Annotated in this window: 15 protein-coding genes; 10 read left to right on the top strand and 5 right to left on the bottom strand. The window is 64.4% G+C overall.

Features of this window, described 5'->3' with window-relative positions; translation table 11 throughout:
- Positions 1–9: 9 nt before the first annotated feature.
- The 4 genes from BUQ73_RS07470 to BUQ73_RS07455 all read left to right on the top strand — a co-directional run bounded on the left by BUQ73_RS07470 (position 10) and on the right by BUQ73_RS07455 (position 4,889).
- Positions 10–279, top strand: coding sequence for a DUF2934 domain-containing protein (locus tag BUQ73_RS07470; protein ID WP_079227267.1), 270 nt, complete (start codon positions 10–12; stop codon positions 277–279).
- A gap of 92 nt (positions 280–371) precedes the next feature.
- A complete protein-coding gene (gene glgX / locus BUQ73_RS07465; protein WP_079227266.1) occupies positions 372–2,525 on the top strand; it encodes a glycogen debranching protein GlgX in 2,154 nt (717 codons plus the stop codon).
- Between the two features lie 170 nt (positions 2,526–2,695).
- A complete protein-coding gene (locus tag BUQ73_RS07460) occupies positions 2,696–3,490 on the top strand; it encodes an endonuclease/exonuclease/phosphatase family protein (protein ID WP_079227265.1) in 795 nt (264 codons plus the stop codon).
- Positions 3,491–3,809: 319 nt separating this feature from the next.
- A complete protein-coding gene (locus BUQ73_RS07455) occupies positions 3,810–4,889 on the top strand; it encodes an autotransporter outer membrane beta-barrel domain-containing protein (protein ID WP_079227264.1) in 1,080 nt (359 codons plus the stop codon).
- 126 nt (positions 4,890–5,015) lie between these two features.
- On the opposite strand, the gene glgB is transcribed toward BUQ73_RS07455, so the two are convergent.
- From glgB to BUQ73_RS07440, 3 genes are all read right to left on the bottom strand, one after another.
- Positions 5,016–7,226 (bottom strand): 1,4-alpha-glucan branching protein GlgB, encoded by a 2,211-nt coding sequence (gene glgB / locus BUQ73_RS07450; RefSeq protein ID WP_079227263.1) that lies wholly within the window; start codon positions 7,224–7,226, stop codon positions 5,016–5,018.
- Complete coding sequence (gene treS, locus BUQ73_RS07445) at positions 7,227–10,544, bottom strand: maltose alpha-D-glucosyltransferase (RefSeq protein ID WP_079227262.1); 3,318 nt, start codon at positions 10,542–10,544, stop codon at positions 7,227–7,229.
- A 177-nt stretch (positions 10,545–10,721) separates the two neighbouring features.
- Entirely contained in the window at positions 10,722–12,740 is a 2,019-nt protein-coding gene (locus BUQ73_RS07440) for an alpha-1,4-glucan--maltose-1-phosphate maltosyltransferase (RefSeq protein ID WP_079227261.1), read from the bottom strand.
- Positions 12,741–12,883: 143 nt separating this feature from the next.
- Here BUQ73_RS07440 and BUQ73_RS28470 point away from each other — a divergent pair, with 143 nt between their 5' ends.
- Entirely contained in the window at positions 12,884–13,045 is a 162-nt protein-coding gene (locus BUQ73_RS28470; RefSeq protein ID WP_192858691.1) for a hypothetical protein, read from the top strand.
- Positions 13,046–13,188: 143 nt separating this feature from the next.
- On the opposite strand, the gene BUQ73_RS07430 is transcribed toward BUQ73_RS28470, so the two are convergent.
- Positions 13,189–14,868 carry an AMP-binding protein gene (locus BUQ73_RS07430; RefSeq protein WP_079227259.1) on the bottom strand — a complete coding sequence of 560 codons (1,680 nt, stop codon included), beginning with the start codon at positions 14,866–14,868 and terminating at the stop codon, positions 13,189–13,191.
- Between the two features lie 321 nt (positions 14,869–15,189).
- On the opposite strand from BUQ73_RS07430, the gene BUQ73_RS07425 reads away from it, so the two are divergent.
- From BUQ73_RS07425 to BUQ73_RS07410, 4 genes are read left to right on the top strand one after another with little or no spacing between them, the layout of a single operon-like run.
- Positions 15,190–16,353: an isovaleryl-CoA dehydrogenase gene (locus tag BUQ73_RS07425; protein WP_079227258.1), complete on the top strand. Its 1,164-nt coding sequence runs from the start codon at positions 15,190–15,192 to the stop codon at positions 16,351–16,353.
- A 19-nt stretch (positions 16,354–16,372) separates the two neighbouring features.
- Complete coding sequence (locus tag BUQ73_RS07420; RefSeq protein WP_079227257.1) at positions 16,373–17,980, top strand: carboxyl transferase domain-containing protein; 1,608 nt, start codon at positions 16,373–16,375, stop codon at positions 17,978–17,980.
- Positions 17,981–17,983: 3 nt separating this feature from the next.
- On the top strand, positions 17,984–18,799 hold the full coding sequence (locus BUQ73_RS07415; RefSeq protein WP_079227256.1) for a gamma-carboxygeranoyl-CoA hydratase: 816 nt from the start codon (positions 17,984–17,986) through the stop codon (positions 18,797–18,799).
- Positions 18,796–20,748, top strand: a complete 1,953-nt coding sequence (locus tag BUQ73_RS07410) for an acetyl-CoA carboxylase biotin carboxylase subunit (RefSeq protein ID WP_079227255.1) — start codon at positions 18,796–18,798, stop codon at positions 20,746–20,748. The genes BUQ73_RS07415 and BUQ73_RS07410 overlap by 4 nt, the downstream gene beginning before the upstream one ends.
- A gap of 117 nt (positions 20,749–20,865) precedes the next feature.
- Here BUQ73_RS07410 and BUQ73_RS07405 read toward each other — a convergent pair whose 3' ends face one another.
- Complete coding sequence (locus tag BUQ73_RS07405) at positions 20,866–21,573, bottom strand: LexA family transcriptional regulator (protein WP_079227254.1); 708 nt, start codon at positions 21,571–21,573, stop codon at positions 20,866–20,868.
- An 88-nt stretch (positions 21,574–21,661) separates the two neighbouring features.
- On the opposite strand from BUQ73_RS07405, the gene BUQ73_RS07400 reads away from it, so the two are divergent.
- The gene (locus BUQ73_RS07400) at positions 21,662–21,973 is read left to right on the top strand and encodes a DUF6124 family protein (RefSeq protein WP_079227253.1); all 312 of its coding nucleotides are present in this window, start codon (positions 21,662–21,664) and stop codon (positions 21,971–21,973) included.
- Positions 21,974–22,033: the final 60 nt, after the last annotated feature.

The raw sequence follows: 22,033 nt of genomic DNA, 5'->3' as shown, positions 1-22,033 counted from the left end.
AGGAGCGTCATGATGAGTGTCGATGAAAAACGAATCCGCGAATTCGCTTACCAGATCTGGGAATCCGAAGGTAAGCCCGCCGGCCAGGAAGACCGCCACTGGGAGATGGCCCGCAAGCTTGCCGAAGCTGAGGCGCTGGCACCCAAGGCGGCGCCTCGCAAACGGGCGCCGGCCAAGCCCAAGGTAGCAGCCGAGCAGAAGGCGGCTGCCTTGCCTGGGGCCAGCAAGCCGGTTGCTGCCAAGAAGCCTCGGGCAGTGAAAAAGCCGACGGCTGGGTAAGCCTGCACCGGCCTCTTCGCGGCGGTTCGATGCGAAGAGGCCGGTGCAGATCCCCGCGATTTCCCTCCACAACGGCCATTTCGAGGATAGCCATGAGCCCGCGCACGCCCAAGAAAACCCGCTCCGTCGCCCCGTCGCGCATCCGCGAGGGCATGCCCTTCCCCCTGGGCGCCACCTGGGACGGCCTGGGGGTCAACTTCGCCCTGTTCTCGGCCAACGCCACCAAGGTCGAACTGTGCCTGTTCGACTCTACTGGCGAGCAGGAAATCGAACGCATCGAACTGCCCGAGTACACCGACGAGATCTACCACGGCTACCTGCCCGACGCTCATCCCGGGCTGGTTTATGGCTACCGTGTATATGGCCCCTACGAGCCGGAAAACGGCCACCGCTTCAACCCCAACAAATTGCTGATCGACCCCTATGCCAAGCAACTGGTCGGCAGCCTGAAATGGTCCGAGGCGCTGTTCGGCTACACCATCGGCCACCCCGACGGCGACCTGTCGTTCGATGAGCGCGACAGCGCGCCCTTCGTGCCCAAATGCAAGGTCATCGACCCGGCCTTCACCTGGGGTCGCGACCAGCGTGTGCTGATCCCCTGGGAGCGCACGATCATCTACGAAGCCCACACCCGCGGCATCAGCATGCGCCACCCGGCGGTGCCGGAAGAGCTGCGCGGCACCTTCGCCGGCCTTGCCAACGACGAGCTGCTCAAGCACATCAAGGACCTGGGCGTATCGAGCATCGAGCTGTTGCCCATCCACGCCTTCGTCAACGACCAGCACCTGCTGGACAAGGGCCTGAACAACTACTGGGGCTACAACAGCATCGCCTTCTTCGCGCCGCACCCGCGCTACCTCGCCAGCGGCAAGATCGCCGAGTTCAAGGAAATGGTCGCGCACCTGCACGACGCGGGCCTTGAGGTGATCCTCGACGTGGTCTACAACCATACCGCCGAAGGCAACGAACGTGGCCCGACCCTGTCGATGCGCGGCATCGACAACGCTTCGTACTACCGCCTGATGCCCGACGACAAACGCTACTACATCAACGATTCCGGCACCGGCAACACCCTCGACCTCAGCCACCCGTGCGTGCTGCAGCTGGTCACCGACTCGCTGCGCTACTGGGCCGGCGAAATGCACGTCGATGGCTTCCGCTTCGACCTGGCGACCATCCTGGGGCGTTACCACGACGGCTACAGCGAGCGCCATGGCTTCCTCGTCGCCTGCCGCCAGGACCCGATGCTCAGCCAGGTCAAGCTGATTGCCGAGCCCTGGGACTGCGGCCCAGGCGGCTACCAGGTGGGCAACTTCGCGCCAGGCTGGGCTGAGTGGAACGACCGCTTCCGCGATACCGCCCGGGCCTTCTGGAAAGGCGACGAGGGCCAGTTGGCCGACTTTGCCGCACGCATGACCGCCTCGGGCGACATGTTCAACAACCGCGGGCGCCGGCCGTATTCCTCGGTCAACTTCATCACCGCCCACGATGGTTTCACCCTGCGCGACCTGGTCTCGTACAACAGCAAGCACAACGAAGACAACGACGAGAACAACCAGGACGGCACCGACAACAACCTGTCGTGGAACTGCGGCGTGGAAGGCCCTACCGACGACCCGCAGATCAACGCCCTGCGCATGCGCCAGATGCGCAACTATTTCGCCACGCTGCTGCTCGCCCAAGGCACACCGATGATCGTTGCCGGTGACGAATTCAGCCGCACCCAGCACGGCAACAACAACGCCTACTGCCAAGACAGCGAGATCGGCTGGGTCAACTGGGACCTGGACCAGGACGGCAAAGAGCTGCTGGCCTTCGTCAAGCGCCTCACTCGCCTGCGCCTGGCCTACCCGGTGCTGCGCCGTTCGCGTTTTCTGGTCGGCGACTACAACGAGGCGATCGGCGTCAAGGACGTGACCTGGCTGGCGCCAGATGGCAGCGAGATGAGCGTCGAGCAGTGGGAAGACCCGCATGGGCGCTGTCTGGGCATGCTGATCGATGGCCGCGCCCAGGTCAGTGGCATTGCGCGGCCGGGTGCAGAGGCCACGGTGCTGCTGATCGTCAATGCCCACCATGACATTGTGCCGTTCAAATTGCCGACCGTACCTGAAGGCGAGTACTGGAGCTGCCTGGTCGACACCGACCGGCCGGAGCTGCGCAAAGGGCAGCACCTGCAGTTTGACACTACCTTCGAGGTGAAGGGGCGCTCGATGCTGCTGATGGTGTTGCAACGCGAGGAAGAGTGAACCCGTCCGATTGAAGAAGGTCACTTGTGGGAGCGGCCTTGCGTCGCGAAAGGGCTGCGCAGCAGCCCCGGCAATATCTGCTGCGAAGCTGACACCTTGGGGCCGCTTCGCGCCCCTTTCGCGACACAAGGCCGCTCCCACAGGACCGCGACAACTTTTGAGGAGTGAGCGTGAACCTCGAAGCCGGCAGCCCGGGTTTCACCAGCACCCGCCAGGCCCCACCTGTGAAACGCCTGCGGGTGCTGACGGTGAACACACACAAGGGTTTCACCGCCTTCAACCGGCGCTTCATCCTGCCTGAGCTGCGCGAAGCGGTGCGCAGCACCCAGGCCGATATCGTATTCCTCCAGGAAGTGCTCGGCAGCCATGACCGCCATGCCGCGCGCTACCCAGGCTGGCCGCAGACCTCGCAATACGAATTTCTCGCCGACAGCATGTGGAGCGATTTTGCCTACGGCCGTAACGCGGTCTACCCCGACGGCCACCACGGCAATGCGCTGCTGTCCAAATACCCGATCATCGAGCACCGCAACCTCGACGTGTCGATCACCGGCCCCGAGCGGCGCGGCCTGTTGCACTGCATCCTCGACGTCCCCGGCCAGCACAAGGTGCATGCCATCTGCGTGCACCTGTCGCTGCTGGAAAGCCACCGGCAGAAACAGCTGCACCTGCTGCGCCAGCTGCTCGACGCGCTGCCTGCCGATGCGCCGGTGATCATTGCCGGCGACTTCAACGACTGGCAGCAGCATGGCAACCGTACCTTGCACCTGCAGCGCGACCTGCACGAGGCCTTCGAGCGCCACCACGGCCTGCTCGCCCGCACCTACCCGGCCCGCCTGCCGTTGCTGCGCCTGGACCGCATCTACCTGCGCAACGCCGATAGCCATGCGCCGCAGATTCTGGGGCACAAACCTTGGACGCACCTTTCCGACCACTTGCCACTGGCTGTGGAGGTACGCCTTTAACAATGATTCGGCATAGCCCGTGCCGCAGAAATAGCGATCATCGCTATGCCCGACTAAATAACTCGGATAAACAGTGGGTTAACCCAACCCACGACGTTTGAACGGAGCTTTCACGCTTTCTTGACGCAAGCGCCGGTCTCTCCTTAGCTGAACAATATCACTAGACGTAAAAACTCGCGCCGGGCCTCTAGCTCGCGCCTTTGTGCGCGCTCGCGAAAGCTGGCGTGCTGGTTTGGGTCGCCCTCTGTTTTTGCCGTACAGCTCGTGACAACAGGCCAGGTCCTTGGGCTTTACAACAATAAAACAGAGGAGATCCGCCATGAAAAGAACCTCGAATCCCTTGCGCTTCGATCATATTTTCTACGCGGTTTCCACGTCGATGCTTCTGGCAACCCCGGTGGAAACTTTCGCGTTCGAACTGCAGGAAGATCCAATCTCCCCCCGCTACCTGCAGCAAGCAACGGTGCCGACGTTGTCGCTCGACCCGGTCAGCGCCAGCGGCCTGAACCTGGGTACGCTGAACGCCTTCAGCGAGAAGATGGGCGAACGGCACAACGCGATGGCGCCCGACCTGGCGGGCAACCAATGGGCACAATTCTTTCCTGGCATCACGCCGCAGCCTGGCGCGCGCGCACCAGACCAGCTGGAGGCGCCCAGCCAGCAACTGATGATCGGCCCGGACCTGTTCGTGCGTGAAACCGCCGGTGGCAACGTGCACCGAGCGGGGATCTTCGTGGGGCACAACAACCTGCAGAGCAGCTTCAACGGCGTGCGGCCGTTGCTGGGGGACAAGCAGCGCAACGCGGTAAACCTCAGCGGCGAGAGCCTGGGGGTGTACTGGAGCATGACCCATGAGCAAGGCTGGCACCTGGATGCCGTGGCCATGGGTTCGCGCATCGAGGTGATGGGCCGTGGCGACAGTGGCCAACGCCTGGATGACAGTGGCCATGCGATGACCTTTTCGCTGGAGGGCGGTTACCCGATCGGCCTGGGCGGTGGCTGGGTGATCGAACCCCAGGCGCAGTTGATCAACCAGCAGTTCTTCCCGGGCAGCCAGGTACAGGAGGAGACCTTGCAGGCCTTCGACAGCCAGCCCAGCTGGAGCGGCCGGGTCGGTGCCAAGTTGTCCGGGCGCTATGAGGTGAAAGGCATGCCGATCGAACCCTATGTGCGGACCAACGTGTGGTACGACTTCAACGACACCAGCGAGGTGAAGCTGGACCAGGTCGACAAGATTTCCAGCTCGCGCTATTCGACCACGGTGGAGTTGGGCTTGGGGTTGGTGGCGCGGGTGACACCTTCGGTGGCGCTGTTCGTCAGTGCCGATTACAGCAGCGATGTGGATGGCAACGACATCAACGGGCTGATTGGCAGCCTTGGGGTGCGGATGCGGTGGTAACGCCTGTGCCATTTCTGGGGCCGCTTTGCGGCCCTTTCGCGACACAAGGCCGCTCCCACAACAGACCGCACTTTCCTGTAGGAGCGGCCTTGTGTCGCGAAGGGCTGCAAAGCAGCCCCAGCAATCTCAGGCCGGTTTCATTACCAGAACCCCAAGCGGCGGCAGGTTCAGCGCCAGTGACAGTGGCTGCCCATGGCTGGCCACCTCATCGCTCTCCACCGCCCCCAGGTTGCCCACGTTCGAGCCGGCATACAGCTCGGCATCGCTGTTCAGCAGCTCTTGCCAACGCTCCCCGAACGGCACGCCAATCCGGTAACCCTCGCGCGGCACCGGGGTGAAGTTGGCCACCACCAGCAGCGGCTCGCCCTGGCTGCTCCAGCGCAACCAGGCATACACGCTGTTATGCGCGTCATCGCCGATCAGCCACTGGAAGCCCTGGGGCTGGCAGTCCTGTTCGTGCAGCGCCGGCAGTTCGCGGTACAGGCGGTTGAGGTCGCCCACCAGGCGCTGCACACCCTGGTGCTCGGGGTACTGCAGCAGGTACCAGTCCAGCTGGTGGTCATGGTTCCACTCGCGCCACTGGCCGAACTCGCAGCCCATGAACAACAGCTTCTTGCCCGGGTGGGTCCACATGAAGGTCAGGTAGGCGCGCAGGTTGGCGAACTTCTGCCAGCGGTCGCCGGGCATCTTGTCGATCAACGAATGCTTGCCGTGCACCACTTCATCATGGGAGATCGGCAGGATGAAATGCTCGGAGTAGGCGTAGATCAGACCGAAGCTCATCTCGTTGTGGTGATAGGTGCGGTGCACCGGATCGTTCTGGATGTAATGCAAGGTGTCGTGCATCCAGCCCATGTTCCACTTGTAGGCAAAGCCCAGGCCGCCTTGCTGGGTCGGCTGGCTGACCCCCGGCCAGGCGGTGGACTCCTCGGCGATGATCAGCGCCCCCGGCGCCTCGTGGGCGGCGATGCCGTTGAGGTGGCGGATGAAGTCGATGGCCTCAAGATTCTCGCGCCCGCCATGGCGGTTGGGCACCCACTCGCCGGCCTTGCGCGAGTAGTCGCGGTACAGCATCGAGGCGACCGCATCGACGCGCAGGCCGTCGACATGGAAGTGCTTGAGCCAGTGCAGCGCCGAAGCCAGCATGAAACCGCGCACCTCGTTGCGCCCGAGGTTGTAGATCAGCGTGTTCCAGTCCTGGTGGAAACCTTCCAGCGGGTTGTCGTACTCGTACAGCGCGGTGCCGTCGAAACGCGCCAGGCCATGTTCGTCGGTGGGGAAATGCGCTGGCACCCAGTCGAGGATCACACCGATACCACCCTGGTGGCAGGCATCGACGAAGAACGCGAAGTCCTCGGCGCTGCCATAGCGTGAAGTCGGGGCGAACAACGACAGCGGCTGATAGCCCCAGGAGCCGCCAAACGGGTGCTCCATGATCGGCAGCAGTTCGATGTGGGTGAAGCCCAGTTGCTGCACATAAGGCACCAGGCGCTCGGCCAGCTCGCGCCAGTTGTAGTAGCGCGACACTTCGCCCAGCTCATCGAGTTCGCATTGCCAGGAACCCGGGTGCAGCTCATAGATCGACAAGGGTGCGCTGTAGGCATGGCGCTGGGCGCGGTGCTCCATCCAGTCGTGGTCCTGCCAGCCGTGGCTTAGCTCACCGGCGACCTTCGACGCGGTACTCGGCGGCAGTTCGGTGGCACGGGCCAGCGGGTCAGCCTTCAGTGGCAGGATGCCGTCCTTGCCAAGCACTTCGAACTTGTAGGTTTCACCCACGCCCAGGCGCGGCACGAACAGCTCCCAAACCCCGGCACTGTGGCGCAGGCGCATGGGGTGGCGGCGGCCGTCCCAGTTGTTGAAGTCACCCACCACCGACACCCGGCGCGCATTCGGCGCCCACACCGAGAAGCACACGCCATCGACACCGTCGACCTGGGTCGGCTGGGCGCCGAAACGCCCGGACAAGTCTCGGTGGTTGCCTTCGGCGAACAGGTAGAGGTCCATGTCACCCAGTTGCGGGCCGAAGCTGTAGGGGTCTTCGGTCACTTGCTCACCACCGGCCCAGCCGACCTGCAGCAGGTATGGCTGCGCCTCATCGAGGTGCGCGCTGAACAGGCCGGGCAGGCTACCCTGCACCATTTCGGCGAGGATGCGCCCATCATGGCGCGCCAGCACCCGCACGTTCAGTGCATTGGGCAGGTAGGCACGCACCAGCAAGCCGCCCTGCCCGTCTGCATGGGGGCCCAGCACGGCAAATGGATCGGCGTGCTCGGCGCGGGCCAGGGCATCCAGGTCCCGTTGCCGAAGGCCGCCGTTTTCACGCGTGGTTGCATTCATCTATGACTCTCCCCAGGTACTGATCAGTCCATGCAGGCCATGCAAGGGCACGGCCAGCCAACTCGGACGGTTCTCGGCTTCGTATGTAATTTCGTAGGCGGCTTTTTCCAGGCAGAACAACTCCAGTGCAGCGCGCTCGCCTTCGGCCTGTTGCCAGGCGTGAGGCATGGCGGCGGTGGCCAGGCCATAAGCTTCGACGAAGGCATGCCGCGACTGGTGCAGGTACTGCCGGGCAACACGTTGCCGGGCTTGGCGCGCCGGGCCGGAAAGGTCGACCGCAGAGGCGCTGCGCAAGATCATCGCAGCAGCATAGTCGAAGGATCGCAACACGCCGCTGACATCCTTGTACGGGCTGTGCTTGGCCCGGCGTTCGTCCAGTGGACGGGATGGCTCGCCCTCGAAATCGATCAGGTAGGCATCGCCCTGCACCACCAGGACCTGCCCCAGATGCAAGTCGCCATGCACACGCATCAGCAGGCCACCCTGGGCCTGTTCGGCGAGCCTGGCGACATGCTGGGCAAGGCCGTCACGCTGCTGTTGCAGGTCGTCCACCAAGGCCTGGCTGTCAGGGTCGAGGTGTTCGCGGTGCTGCGCCAGCAGGTCGAGGGCGTGGTTCAGTTCGGCACTGATCTGCGCGCTCCAGCGTTGGCTGTCGTTGCCGTCGCTGGGGCGTGGCTGGAAGGCTTCATCGTTGCTCGGTGCCGCCAGCAGCAGGTGCATCTCGCCCAGGCGCTGGCCGAGCAAGGCGGCGAAGCCGTTGAGTTCGGCCAGCGCGTCGGTGTGCGCTTCGGGGTCGACGCGGGTCGGCTCCATCTCGTCGCGAATGGCCCGTTCCAGGGTGTTCTGGGTCCAGGCCCAGGCATCGCCCTGGTTGCTCAGGTAACCCTGGGCGATCATCAGCAGGTGCGGCGCGCCCTGCTCATCTACGCGGCTGACCCAGGCCAGCAACGGCGAGATGTTGGCGAACCCGGCGGCAGTGAGGTACGCACTCATTTCCAGCTCTGGGTGTATGCCCGGGTTGACCCGGCGAATCAGCTTGAGCACCACGCGGTCGCCAATGACTACCGAGCTGTTCGACTGTTCGGCGCTGAGGTAGCGCACTTCGCTTTCCTCGTTCAGTTCAAGGCCGGCCAGCTGCGCTGTGCAGGCAAAGTGCAGCTCGCCCTGGCCGTTGCCGCAAGGCAGATGCATACCCTCCTGGCAGGCGCGCAGCACTGCACGGATGAACGGTTCGAGGACGAAGGCATCGGTGATCAGCCCCACCTGACGGCCACGGCGTACCCGTGACAGCGCCAGTTGCTGCGGCAGCGCGGTGTTGATCTGATCTTCCGGCAACAGGCCGAACGGCAGCTGGTACTGGTTGGCCACGCCGTCGCTGAGCACTTCGATTTCGCTGAGCAGCACCGGTGTGGTGGCGGTGCCGAAGCGCACGCCATAACGCAGCCGCACCTGGTCGATCGGGCTTTCCTTGCCGGCGAACCAGCGACGCTTGGGCAGGTACTGCGGCAGGATGGTGCCGTGAAGGGTGCCGCTGGAAGGGGATTCGAGCAGTTCTTCCATGCGTTTGCGCAGCACTAAAGTGGTCAATTCCGGCAACCCCTCGGTAGCTTGGATATGCCAGCTGGGCATGCGGTCGTGGGCAGCCAGCAGGAACCAGTAGAAGGCATAGGGTGGCAAGGTCAGCAGGAACGGCAGCTGCCCGATCGGTGGGAAGGCGCTGCCACCGAGCATCTCCACCGGCACTTTGCCTGCGTATTGCGACAGTTCGAGCTCGGCAGCCTGGGCGGCACGGGAAACGTTGGCGACGCAGAGGATCACCTCGGTATTGCCGTCGGCGTCGGTGTACTCGCGGATATACGCCAGGATGCGCCGGTTGCTCGGCGTCAGCGTGCGCAGGCTGCCGCGGCCGAAAGCCTTCTGCTGCTTGCGCACCGCCAGCAGGCGGCGGTTCCAGTTCAGCAGCGAGTGCGGGTCGTGGGCCTGGGCTTCGACGTTGACGGTCTGGTAGCCGTACAGCGGGTCCATGATCGGCGGCAGCACCAGGCGCTGTGGGTCTGCCCTGGAGAAACCGCCGTTGCGGTCCGGCGACCACTGCATCGGTGTGCGCACGCCGTCGCGGTCGCCGAGGTAGATGTTGTCGCCCATGCCCAGTTCGTCGCCGTAGTACAGGGTGGGCGTGCCGGGCATGGACAGCAGCAGGCTGGTTAGCAGCTCGATGCGCCGGCGATCACGTTGCAGCAAGGGCGCCAGGCGCCGGCGGATGCCGAGGTTGATGCGGGCGCGGCGGTCTTCGGCGTAGTAGTTCCACAGGTAGTCGCGCTCGCGGTCGGTGACCATTTCCAGGGTCAGCTCATCGTGGTTGCGCAGGAAGATCGCCCACTGGCAGTTGGCCGGGATTTCCGGGGTCTGGCGCAGGATGTCGGTGATCGGGAAGCGGTCTTCCATGGCCAGGGCCATGTACATGCGCGGCATCAGCGGGAAGTGGAAGGCCATGTGGCATTCGTCGCCATCGCCTTCGCCAAAGTACGGGCGAGTGTCCTCGGGCCACTGGTTGGCTTCGGCCAGCAGCATGCGGTCAGGGTAGTTGGCGTCGATCTCGGCGCGGATCGCCTTGAGTACCCTGTGGGTCTCGGGCAAGTTCTCGTTGTTGGTGCCGTCACGCTCGATCAGGTACGGGATGGCGTCCAGGCGCAGGCCGTCGACGCCCAGGTCGAGCCAGAAGCGCATCACGCCGATCACCGCCTTCATCACCTGCGGGTTGTCGAAGTTGAGGTCTGGCTGGTGCGCGTAGAAACGGTGCCAGAAGTACTGACCGGCGACCGCGTCCCAGGTCCAGTTGGACTTTTCGGTGTCGAGGAAGATGATCCGCGTGCCGTCGTACTTCTGGTCATCGTCCGACCACACGTAGAAGTCCCGCGCCTTGCTGCCGCGCTTGGCGTGGCGGGCGCGCTGGAACCACGGGTGCTGGTCGCTGGTGTGGTTGATGACCAGCTCGGTGATCACCCGCAGGCCGCGCTTGCGCGCCTCGGCAATGAAGCGACGGGCATCGGCCATGCTGCCGTAGTCCGGGTGCACGGCCTTGTAATCGGCGATGTCGTAGCCGTCGTCTCGGCGTGGCGAGGGGTAGAACGGCAGAAGCCAGAGGGTGTTGACGCCGAGCTCGGCGATGTAGTCGAGCTTGCTGATCAGGCCGGCGAAATCGCCGATGCCGTCGTTGTTCGCATCGAAGAACGACTTGATGTGCAGCTGGTAGATCACGGCGTCCTTGTACCACAGCGGGTCATCGATGAAGGCTGCCGGGCGGGAACGCTTGGCCATGGGTGACTCCTTTCAAAGCTTTCTTGGGCTAGCGCTGTTTCCTTGTGGGAGCGGCCTTGTGTCGCGAAAGGGCTGCGAAGCGGCCCCAGGGTTTGCGTGTTACACAAGATTGCCGGGGTCGCTCTGCGACCCTTTCGCGACACAAGGCCGCGCCTACAAGAAAACAGCGAGCTGCCGTTAATGAGCCTTTTCGATGCGCCAGATGCCGAACGGCTGGTGCCAGGGCTCGATGCGCATCCACTGGGTCTTGCCATGCCAGGTCCAGCGGTGGCCGGTCATCAGGTCCTCGCCCTGGGTGTCGGCATTGTCCTCCAGCCCCAGTTCCCACAAGGGCAGCTCGAAGCTGGCCTCCTGCGCGTTGTGCGGGTCGAGGCTGATGGCCACCAGGATGTAGTTGTCGCGCTCGGGCGTGCGCTTGGCGAAATACAGGATGTTGTCGTTCCAGCAGTTGAAGAAGGCCACGCCAAGGTGTGTTTGCAGGGCGCGGTTCTGCCGGCGGATACGGTTGAGCTGGGCGATCTCGGCGATGATGTTGCCAGGCTGGGTGAAGTCGCGCGGGCGAATTTCGTACTTCTCCGAATCCAGGTACTCCTCCTTGCCCGGCAGCGGCGTGCCTTCGCACAGTTCAAAGCCCGAATACATGCCCCACAGCCCCGATCCCATGGTCGCCAGTGCGGCGCGGATGAGGAACCCGGCGCGGCCCGAGGTCTGCAGGAAATAGGGGTTGATATCCGGTGTGTTGACGAAGAAGTTCGGCCGGTAGCACTGGCTCCACGGTGGCTGGTTGAGTTCTTCGAAATACTCGCGCAGCTCCTGCTTGCTGTTGCGCCAGGTGAAGTAGGTGTAGCTCTGCGCATAACCGACCTTGCCCAGGCGAGCCATCATTGCTGGCTTGGTGAACGCCTCGGCGAGGAAGATCACCTCGGGGTGCTGGCTGCGCACATTGGCGATCAGCCATTGCCAGAACGGCAGCGGCTTGGTGTGCGGGTTGTCGACGCGGAACGTCTTCACGCCCTCCTCGACCCAGCCCACCACCACGTCGCGCAGGGCCAGCCACAGCGACGGCACAGCCTCGGCGGCATAGAAGTCGACGTTGACGATGTCCTGGTACTTTTTCGGCGGGTTCTCGGCGTAACGGATGGTGCCGTCGGGGCGCCAGCTGAACCAGCCGGGGTGCTCCTGCAACCATGGGTGGTCCTGGGAGCACTGGATGGCGAAGTCCAGGGCGATTTCCAGGCCGTGCTCGGCGGCAGCGGCCACCAGCCGACGGAAGTCTTCACGGGTGCCCAGCTCTGGGTGAATGGCGTCATGCCCGCCTTCCGGGCTGCCGATGGCGTAGGGGCTGCCCGGGTCATTGGGCTCTGCCTGCAAGGCGTTGTTGCGGCCCTTGCGGTGCTTTTTGCCAATCGGGTGAATGGGCGGAAAGTAGAGCACGTCGAAGCCCATGTCGCGGATCATCGGCAGGCGCCCGTGCACGTCATTGAAGGTGCCATGGCGCTCGGGGCTGTCGGTGATCGAGCGCGGGAACAGCTCGTACCAACTGGCGAACAGCGCGGCCGGGCGGTCGACGTCGAGGGGGAATTCGATGCTGCGGGTGAGGTAGCTGCGGTGCTCGGCCTCAGTCATCAACCGGGTGGCTTCAGGGCCCAGCAGCAGTGCCACCTGGTCATCCTGGGAAAGCCCCGGCAAGCGTGCCTGCAAGCCTTCTATCTGTTCGCGCAAGGCACCCTCGCTACGCTCTGCGCCTTGGCCCAGGAGCAAGCGGCCTTCTTCCAGCTCCAGCTTGACCTCTACGCCCGCGTGGTACTTGCGCTCCAGGTCGTGGCAGTAGGTGGCAAACGGGTCGATCCAGGCCTCGATACTGAACAGGTGCAGGCCCAGCTCAGTCGGGGTGAATTCGGCCAGCCAGAGGTCATTGCCGGGCGAATGCATCGGCACACAGTGCCAGCGCCGGCTGTTGGCCTGCCGCCAGTTGAGCATCACCGCCAGGCGGTCGTGGCCATCGCTGTAGACCTTGCTGCTGACCGCAACCTGTTGCCCGCTGACGGCCTTGGCGGCGAACGTGCCGGCTTCGAGCACGGGTTGGGTGTCTTCGATCACGATGCGCGGCGCCAGCAGCGCCTGTGACAGGCTGATGGCCTGGTCCGGGTGATCGTTCGCCGTGGGCACGCTTTCAAAGGGCTCGTTTCGTGTCATCGACCTTGCTCCCTCAGGCTGTTGGCGGTAAGGGTTCAGAGCCGGGCACAGGCATGGGGTTCAAAAAAATTGAGCGAACGGCAGCTGCCAGCGGTCAGAGCCTGCAGCACCTCTTCAATAATCCACCCGTGCGAGGTCAGGCCATGAACATCCCCATTCCACCGGAAACCCCCGATCCCAACATCGACGACCCGAGCCTGCCGCCGCCCGTGCCGGAACAAGAGCCGGACGAGCTGCCGATCAAGCCAACCATGCCGCCGACGGTGGGTGACCCGCCGAGTGAAGAACCACCGGTGAAGGCTTAAGGGTAGACCCAATGTCGAAACAGGGATTGGGGGGCGACGCGGTGGGTTCGCCGTGAAATGTATAGCGCCTGTAAAATCGAGCGCCGCGCGGGCGGCGCTCGATCTCGGCCACAGCAAACATCCCACGACAAGCCCTACCAGCCTCACGCGGTCACAACTGCAATCTCCGCCACACTGATCTCCCTCATCCGGAACTTCTGCACCTTCCCCGTCACCGTCATCGGAAACTCGTCGACGAAACGGAAATGCCGCGGCACCTTGAAGTGGGCAATGCGCGCCTTGCACCAGCCCTGGAGCTCTTCAACCGTGGCACTGTGCCCTGGGTGCAGCTTGATCCAGGCAACGATTTCCTCGCCATAACGGCTGCATGGAATACCGACCACCTGCGCATCGGCTACCGCCGGATGGGTGTAGAAAAACTCCTCCAGTTCACGCGGATAGATGTTCTCGCCACCGCGAATGATCATGTCCTTGTTGCGCCCGACGATGCGCACATGGCCGTGCTCATCCATCACCGCCAGGTCGCCCGAATGCATCCAGCCAGCCGGGTCGATGGCGTCCGCCGTGGCCTGGAGGTTGTCCCAGTAACCGAGCATCACGCTGTAGCCACGGGTGCACAGTTCGCCGATCTCGCCGCGAGGAACGATACAGCCATCGGCGTCCACCAGCTTGGTCTCCAGCTGTGGCTGGGTGCGGCCGACCGTGGTCACGCGCAGTTCCAGTTCGTCATCCGGGCCGGTCTGCAGGGATACCGGACTGGTCTCGGTCATGCCGTAGGCGATCTGCACCTCGGCCATGTGCATCTGGTCGATAACCCGGCGCATCACCTCGATCGGGCAGGTGGCGCCGGCCATGATGCCGCTGCGCAAAGTGGAAAGATCCAGCTGCTGCCGTGACGGGTGATCGAGCATGGCGATGAACATGGTCGGCACGCCATAGAGAATGCTGGCGCGCTCCTCGGCCACGGCGCGCAGGGTGAGTTCGGCGTCGAAGGCGTCGTTGGGGTAGACCATGGTGCTGCCGTGAGTGATGCAGCCGAGGTTGGCCATGACCATGCCGAAGCAGTGGTACAGCGGCACCGGGATCACCATGCGGTCGCGCTCGTTCAGGCCCAGGCTTTCACCGACCATGAAGCCGTTGTTGAGGATGTTGTAGTGGCTGAGTGTGGCGCCCTTGGGTGCGCCGGTGGTGCCGGAGGTGTACTGGATGTTAACCGGCTGGTCGAACTGCAGGGTTTGCTGCCGGGCCGTGTAGGCCTCTGCCGAAGCTTGCCCTGCCCTTTCGGCCAGTGTGTGCCAAGGCAGGAAGCCGGCAGGCGGCTGGGCCGCCAGGCTGATCACCCCGCGCAGGCCCGGCAGGCGCTCGCAGGCCAGTTCACCAGGCGCGGCGTGGGCCAGTTCTGGCGCCAGCTCCCGAACCATGGCGTGGTAGTCGGAAGTCTTGAAGGCATCGGCACACACCAGCCAGCGGCAACTGGACTGACGTAGTACGTACTCCAGTTCACCCATGCGGTAGGCCGGGTTGATGTTGACCAGGATCGCACCGACCTTGGCGCTGGCCAGTTGCAGGATGCACCACTGGGCGCAATTGGGCGACCAGATGCCGACCCGGTCGCCGGTGTTCACGCCCAGGGCCATCAGGGCGCGGGCGTGCAGGTCGACCTGTTCGGCCAGCTGCCGCCAGCTGTAGCGCAGGCCCTGGTGGCGCACCACCAGCGCTTCGCCATCGGCGCAGCGGGCCACGGTGGCATCGAAGGCCTGGCCGATGGTCTGGGTCAGCAGCGGTTGGTCCTGGCGACCGCGGGTGTAGCTTGGTTGACTCATGGGTGTCCCTTCTTGTGGTTGTTCTGGGCACGGCTGAAGCGAGCTGGGAATACTCTGGCGCAGATTTACGTTTACGTAAAGGTGATGAGCCGATTGACAGTGACCGATGGCAGGTTTACGTTAACGTAAAGGTGATGAACGACACCTGGTTTGCCGGCGCACCGCCGACCCTGTGGGAGCGGGTTCACCCGCGAATGCGATCATTCAGGCAATGACGGTGGTCCTGCTGAAGCATTCGCGGGTGAACCCGCTCCCACAGGGCCGGCGGTGAGCCCTTGAGCTACGGTGTAACCCAATTTCAAGAACAAGAAGGTGCTCCCCATGCATTACCCCTCTCTGAACTTCGCCCTGGGCGAAACCATCGACATGCTCCGTGACCAGGTGCGCACCTTCGTCGCTGCCGAGCTGGCCCCACGCGCCGCGCAAATCGACCACGACAACCTGTTCCCCGCCGACATGTGGCGCAAGTTCGGTGACATGGGCCTGCTGGGTATCACCGTGCCCGAAGAGTACGGCGGCGCCGGCCTGGGCTACCTGGCCCACGTGGTGTCGATGGAAGAAATCAGCCGCGGCTCGGCCTCGGTCGCCCTGTCCTACGGCGCGCACTCCAACCTCTGCGTCAACCAGATCAACCGCAACGGCACTCACGAGCAAAAGCTCAAGTACCTGCCCAAGCTGATCAGCGGCGAGCACATTGGTGCCCTGGCCATGAGCGAGCCCAACGCCGGTTCCGATGTGGTGTCGATGAAGCTGCGCGCCGAGAAACGTGGCGACCACTATGTGCTCAACGGCAGCAAGACCTGGATCACCAACGGCCCCGACGCCAATACCTACGTGATCTACGCCAAGACCGACCTGGACAAGGGCGCGCATGGCATCACCGCGTTCATCGTCGAACGTGACTGGAAAGGCTTCAGCCGCAGCAACAAGTTCGACAAGCTGGGCATGCGCGGCTCCAACACCTGCGAGCTGTTCTTCGACGACGTCGAAGTGCCGGCAGAAAACATTCTCGGCCAGCTCAACGGCGGCGTACGGGTGCTGATGAGCGGCCTGGACTACGAGCGCGTGGTGCTCTCCGGTGGCCCGACCGGCATCATGCAAAGCTGCATGGACCTGGTGGTGCCTTATATCCACGACCGCAAACAGTTCGGCCAGAGCATCGGCGAGTTCCAGCTGATCCAGGGCAAGATCGCCGACATGTACACCCAGCTCAACGCCAGCCGCGCCTACCTGTATGCCGTGGCCCAGGCCTGCGACCGTGGCGAGACCACCCGCAAGGACGCCGCCGGGGTGATTCTGTACACCGCCGAACGCGCAACCCAAATGGCCCTGGAAGCGATCCAGATTCTCGGCGGCAACGGCTACATCAACGAATTCCCGGCTGGCCGCCTGCTGCGCGACGCCAAGCTGTACGAGATCGGTGCCGGCACCAGCGAAATCCGCCGGATGCTGATCGGTCGCGAACTGTTCAACGAAACCCGCTGAGCACAGGGGACGGGCGCACATGGCTACCTTGCACACCCAGATCAACCCGCGTTCGGCGGAGTTCGCCGGCAACAGCGCGGCCATGCTCGAACAGGTCCAGGCCCTGCGCGGCCTGCTCGCCCAGGTGGCCCAGGGCGGCGGGCCCAAGGCCCAGGAGCGGCACACCTCGCGTGGCAAGCTGCTGCCACGCGAACGCATCGACCGCCTGCTCGACCCAGGCTCGCCGTTCCTGGAGATCGGCCAACTGGCCGCCCATGACGTGTACGGCGAAGACGTACCGGCCGCGGGCGTGATCGCCGGCATCGGCCGCGTCGAAGGCGTGGAATGCATGATCGTGGCCAACGACGCCACGGTCAAAGGCGGCTCCTACTACCCACTGACGGTGAAGAAACACCTGCGCGCGCAGACCATCGCCCTGCAGAACCGCCTGCCATGCATCTACCTGGTGGACTCCGGCGGCGCCAACCTGCCGCGCCAGGACGAGGTGTTCCCCGACCGCGAGCACTTCGGGCGGATCTTCTTCAACCAGGCCAACATGAGCGCACTGGGCATCCCGCAGATCGCCGTGGTGATGGGCTCGTGCACCGCTGGCGGTGCCTACGTGCCGGCCATGGCCGACGAAGCGATCATGGTGCGCCAGCAGGCGACCATCTTCCTTGCCGGGCCGCCGCTGGTGAAAGCAGCAACCGGTGAAGTCGTGAGTGCCGAGGACCTGGGCGGCGCCGATGTGCACTGCCGCACCAGCGGCGTCGCCGACCACTACGCCGACAACGACGAACACGCCCTGGCCATCGCCCGGCGCAGCGTCGCCAACCTCAACTGGCACAAGCTCGGCAAGCTGCAGCGCCAGGCACCTGTAGCGCCGCTTTACTCTGCCGACGAGTTGTACGGCGTGGTCCCGGCCGATGCCAAGCAGCCATTCGACGTACGCGAAGTGATCGCGCGGCTGGTCGACGGCTCGGCGTTCGACGAGTTCAAGGCGCTGTTCGGCACCACCCTGGTCTGCGGCTTCGCCCACCTGCACGGATACCCGGTGGCGATCCTGGCCAACAACGGCATCCTCTTCGCAGAAGCCGCGCAAAAAGGCGCGCACTTCATCGAACTGGCCTGCCAGCGCGGTATCCCGCTGCTGTTCCTGCAGAACATCACCGGCTTCATGGTCGGCAAGAAGTACGAGGAAGGCGGCATCGCCAAGCACGGCGCCAAGCTGGTCACCGCCGTGGCCTGTGCCCAGGTGCCGAAGTTCACGGTGATCATCGGCGGCAGCTTCGGCGCCGGCAACTACGGCATGTGCGGCCGTGCCTACGACCCGCGCTTCCTGTGGATGTGGCCCAACGCACGCATTGGCGTGATGGGCGCCGAGCAGGCCGCCGGGGTGCTGGCCCAGGTCAAGCGCGAGCAGAGCGAGCGCAGCGGCCAGGCCTTCAGCGCCGAGGACGAGGCCAGGCTCAAGCAGCCTATCCTCGACCAGTACGAGCATCAGGGTCACCCTTACTATTCCAGCGCCCGCCTGTGGGACGACGGTGTCATCGACCCGGCACAGACCCGCGACGTGCTCGGCCTGGCGTTGTCCGCCGCGCTGAATGCGCCGATCGAACAGAGCCGCTTCGGCATTTTCCGGATGTGACCCATGAGCGATTTCAGCACCCTCGAAGTGACCCGCGACCCGCGCGGCTTCGCCACCCTGTGGCTCAGCCGCGAGGACAAGAACAACGCCTTCAACGCGCTGATGATCCGCGAGCTGATCGTCGCCCTCGACCAGCTGGCCGAAGACACCAGCCTGCGCTTTCTGCTGCTGCGCGGCCGTGGCCGGCACTTCAGCGCCGGCGCCGACCTGGCCTGGATGCAGCAATCGGCGCAGCTGGACTTCAACACCAACCTCGATGACGCCCGCGAACTCGGCGAGCTGATGTATGCCCTGCACCGCCTGAAGGCGCCGACCCTGGCCGTGGTGCAAGGCGCGGCCTTCGGTGGCGCGCTGGGCCTGATCAGCTGCTGCGACATGGCCATCGGCGCCGAAGACGCTCAACTGTGCCTGTCGGAAGTGCGCATCGGCCTGGCGCCGGCGGTGATCAGCCCGTTCGTGGTCAAGGCCATCGGCGAACGCGCCGCACGCCGCTATGCCCTGACCGCCGAGCGTTTCAGCGGCGTGCGTGCCCGCGAGCTGGGCCTGCTGGCCGAGGTGTACCCGGCCGCTGAACTGGACGCACAGGTAGAAGCCTGGGTAAGCAACATGCTGCAGAACAGCCCGCAAGCGCTGCGCGCCACCAAGGACCTGCTGCGCGAAGTGGACGACGGCGAACTCAGCCCGGCCCTGCGCCGCTACTGTGAAAACACCATTGCCCGCATCCGCGTCAGCGCCGAAGGCCAGGAGGGCCTGCGCGCCTTCCTGGAAAAGCGCCGCCCCGCCTGGCAAATCGACGACAAGAAGGAGCCGCGCCCATGAGCCGCCCCGCTTTGACCACCCTGCTGGTCGCCAACCGTGGCGAAATCGCCTGCCGGGTGATGCGCACCGCCAAGGCCATGGGCCTGGCCACTGTCGCAGTGCACAGCGCTACCGACCGTGACGCCCGCCACAGCCGCGAAGCCGACATCCGCATCGACCTGGGCGGCAGCAAGGCTGCCGACAGCTATCTGGTGGTCGACAAGATCCTCGCCGCGGCCAAAGCCAGCGGTGCCCAGGCCATCCACCCAGGCTATGGCTTCCTCTCCGAAAACGCAGGCTTTGCCCGCGCCATCGAAGCAGCCGGGCTGATTTTCCTCGGCCCACCGGCCAGCGCCATCGATGCCATGGGCAGCAAGTCGGCAGCCAAGGCATTGATGGAAGACGCCGGCGTGCCGCTGGTGCCCGGCTACCACGGCGAAGCGCAAGACCTGGACACCTTCCGCGCCGCCGCCGAACGCATTGGCTACCCGGTGCTGCTCAAGGCCAGCGCCGGTGGTGGTGGCAAAGGCATGAAAGTGGTTGAGGAGGAAAGCCAGCTGGCCGACGCCCTGGCCTCGGCTCAGCGTGAGGCGCAGTCATCGTTCGGCGATGCACGCATGCTGGTGGAAAAGTACGTGCTCAAGCCACGCCATGTGGAAATCCAGGTGTTCGCCGACCAGCACGGCAACTGCCTGTACCTCAACGAGCGCGATTGCTCGATCCAGCGCCGCCACCAGAAGGTGGTGGAAGAAGCGCCAGCGCCAGGCCTGTCGGCCGAGCTGCGCCGGGCCATGGGCGAGGCGGCGGTACGCGCGGCCCAGGCCATCGGCTATGTCGGTGCAGGCACCGTCGAGTTTCTGCTCGACGCCCGTGGCGAGTTCTTCTTCATGGAGATGAACACCCGCCTGCAGGTCGAACACCCGGTGACCGAAGCCATCACCGGCCTCGATCTGGTGGCCTGGCAGATTCGCGTGGCCTGTGGCGAGCCGCTGCCGATCACTCAGGAACAGGTGCCGCTGATCGGCCATGCCATCGAGGTGCGGCTGTATGCCGAGGACCCGGCCAATGAATTCCTGCCGGCTACTGGCAAGCTGGTGCTGTACCGCGAATCGGCGCCGGGTGAAGGCCGCCGGGTGGACAGCGGGGTCAGCGAAGGTGACGAGGTGTCGTCCTTCTACGACCCGATGCTCGGCAAGCTGATTGCCTGGGGCCAGGACCGCGAGCAGGCACGCCTGCGCCTGCTGGCGATGCTCGACGAATTCGCCATTGGCGGGCTGAAGACCAACATCGCCTTCCTGCGCCGGATTCTCGCGCACCCGGCCTTCGCCGCGGCCGAGCTGGATACCGGGTTCATTCCACGCCATCAGGCCACGCTGTTGCCGCCACCACAGGCTTTGCCTGCGGGCTTCTGGGAAGCTGCAGCAGAAGCCTGGCTGCAAGGCGAGGCGCCGCACCAGCGTGCCGACGACAGCCGCTCGCCGTGGGCCGAGCGCAACGGCCTGCGCCTGGGGTTGCCGGCACGCAGCAGTCTGCATCTGGTGAGTGGTGGCGAAAGCCAGGCGGTCGCCCTTGAGCGCAGTGCTGCTTCGAACTGGCAGCTGCATGGCGAACAGCTGGGCCATGACCAGGGCGGCATACGTCGCCGTTATCTGGCGGTGCGCCGCGGTGGCACGCTGTTCCTGCGCTGGGATGGTGAGATGCACGCAGTCGAAACCTTCGACCCGATCGCCGAGGCGGAGGCCAGCCACAGCCATCAGGGCGGGCTGGGGGCGCCCATGAACGGCAGCATCGTGCGGGTGATGGTCGAGCCTGGGCAGGTCGTGGAGGCTGGAACGGCACTGGTGGTGCTGGAGGCGATGAAGATGGAGCACAGCATTCGTGCGCCCCATGCCGGGACGGTGAAGGCCTTGTTTTGCCAGGAAGGGGATATGGTCAGCGAGGGTACCGTGCTGGTTGAGCTGGCCGAGTGAGGGATCTGGGGCCGCTTTGCGGCCCTTTCGCGACGCAAGGCCGCTCCTACAAGAGACCGCATTTTCCTGTAGGAGCGGCCTTGTGTCGCGATTGGGCTGCGCAGCAGCCCCGGCAATCTAGAAGGTCCCGTGAACCCGCACGACTACCCCGAGAAACTCGCAACCCGCTTCACATACCAGCGTCGGATAACTGCCGTTCAGCGCCTTCAGGTACTGTTGCCCACCCTCCTCGGCCAGCTCACGCAGAATCGCCGTCTTGCCCGGCTGCCGGGCAATCACCAGCCGCCCCGGCTCTACCTCCAGCCCTGGGTCCACCAGGACCCGCATGCCCTGCGGCACACTGCGGCCACTGGCCGAGCTCATCGCATCATTTTCCACGGTCAGCCAGAACGCCTTGCCCTGGGCCAGGTAGTCGGTCTGCTCGAATACGCCAGGCGCGGCAATTTCTGCAGCGCTCAGCTCATCCCAGGCCAGCACCGGGTAGCGGAAGCACACGATGTATTGCATGAGGTCCAGGTCGTCATCGCTGTCACCCACTTCGTAGAGGCCACGTTCCTCGCCAACCTCACCGTGAATGCGCAGCTGCAGGCTGACGCTGTAGTGGGGCATGCCAATCTCGACAAACGTGCGATTCATCGACTCGATCTTCGGCTGCCGCCGCTTGTTCACCCAATGGCCCACGCTGCCTTGAGACACACCAACGCGCTCGGCAAGCTGCTCTTGAGTGAGGCCTAACTCCTCCATCCGGTCACGGACGAGGGCAATCCATTTATCCATATTCATCGCTGGCACGATACGGACTGCCTTCTGGCGCTCAATAAACATTCTGTATTATTTATTAAAGTTCACAAAAATACTTCAGGTATTACTATCAAGCAGAACCCTTTCCCTACTGGCTCTAGCAGGTATCAGGATGAAACCACCGAAAGACGACGTAACAGATTTAGACAGCGAAGCGGCCCGCCGCGCCCTCGACTACTACCTGAACCCCAACCCCACGCGCCCCACCGCGCACACTCAGATTTGGACCTTGCACGCCGGCGTCACCGCCGAGCAGGCCCAGGACCACGCCATCGAGCTGCTGCGCTGTGCTGCCGCCACCGCCCACGAAACCGCCACCCACCAGGAAGGCAGCACCCGCGAGCTGACGTTCGCGCTGATGCACATGATCGATATGGCCAGAGCCCTGCTGGAGCACAGGCGCGCCCTGCAGAACGGGCTGTAGGTAAAAGCAGAAGGGAGAACGTGATGGCCGGCTACCGGCGAAAGGCCCCGATTGCCGGGA

Origin of the sequence: Pseudomonas putida (assembly GCF_002025705.1) — a bacterium.
Lineage (GTDB): Bacteria > Pseudomonadota > Gammaproteobacteria > Pseudomonadales > Pseudomonadaceae > Aquipseudomonas > Aquipseudomonas putida_J.
Note: the sequence above shows the minus strand (reverse complement) of the source record. Positions and strands in the feature narration are given on the sequence as shown.

What these genes read in the sequence shown, in the direction of transcription:
- BUQ73_RS07470 (WP_079227267.1), top strand. Translation starts at nt 10, where the DNA reads ATGATGAGTGTCGATGAAAAACGAATCCGCGAATTCGCTTACCAGATC.
- glgX (WP_079227266.1), top strand. Translation starts at nt 372, where the DNA reads ATGAGCCCGCGCACGCCCAAGAAAACCCGCTCCGTCGCCCCGTCGCGC.
- BUQ73_RS07455 (WP_079227264.1), top strand. Translation starts at nt 3,810, where the DNA reads ATGAAAAGAACCTCGAATCCCTTGCGCTTCGATCATATTTTCTACGCG.
- glgB (WP_079227263.1), bottom strand. Translation starts at nt 7,226, where the DNA reads ATGAATGCAACCACGCGTGAAAACGGCGGCCTTCGGCAACGGGACCTG.
- treS (WP_079227262.1), bottom strand. Translation starts at nt 10,544, where the DNA reads ATGGCCAAGCGTTCCCGCCCGGCAGCCTTCATCGATGACCCGCTGTGG.
- BUQ73_RS07440 (WP_079227261.1), bottom strand. Translation starts at nt 12,740, where the DNA reads ATGACACGAAACGAGCCCTTTGAAAGCGTGCCCACGGCGAACGATCAC.
- BUQ73_RS28470 (WP_192858691.1), top strand. Translation starts at nt 12,884, where the DNA reads ATGAACATCCCCATTCCACCGGAAACCCCCGATCCCAACATCGACGAC.
- BUQ73_RS07430 (WP_079227259.1), bottom strand. Translation starts at nt 14,868, where the DNA reads ATGAGTCAACCAAGCTACACCCGCGGTCGCCAGGACCAACCGCTGCTG.
- BUQ73_RS07425 (WP_079227258.1), top strand. Translation starts at nt 15,190, where the DNA reads ATGCATTACCCCTCTCTGAACTTCGCCCTGGGCGAAACCATCGACATG.
- BUQ73_RS07420 (WP_079227257.1), top strand. Translation starts at nt 16,373, where the DNA reads ATGGCTACCTTGCACACCCAGATCAACCCGCGTTCGGCGGAGTTCGCC.
- BUQ73_RS07415 (WP_079227256.1), top strand. Translation starts at nt 17,984, where the DNA reads ATGAGCGATTTCAGCACCCTCGAAGTGACCCGCGACCCGCGCGGCTTC.
- BUQ73_RS07410 (WP_079227255.1), top strand. Translation starts at nt 18,796, where the DNA reads ATGAGCCGCCCCGCTTTGACCACCCTGCTGGTCGCCAACCGTGGCGAA.
- BUQ73_RS07405 (WP_079227254.1), bottom strand. Translation starts at nt 21,573, where the DNA reads ATGTTTATTGAGCGCCAGAAGGCAGTCCGTATCGTGCCAGCGATGAAT.
- BUQ73_RS07400 (WP_079227253.1), top strand. Translation starts at nt 21,662, where the DNA reads ATGAAACCACCGAAAGACGACGTAACAGATTTAGACAGCGAAGCGGCC.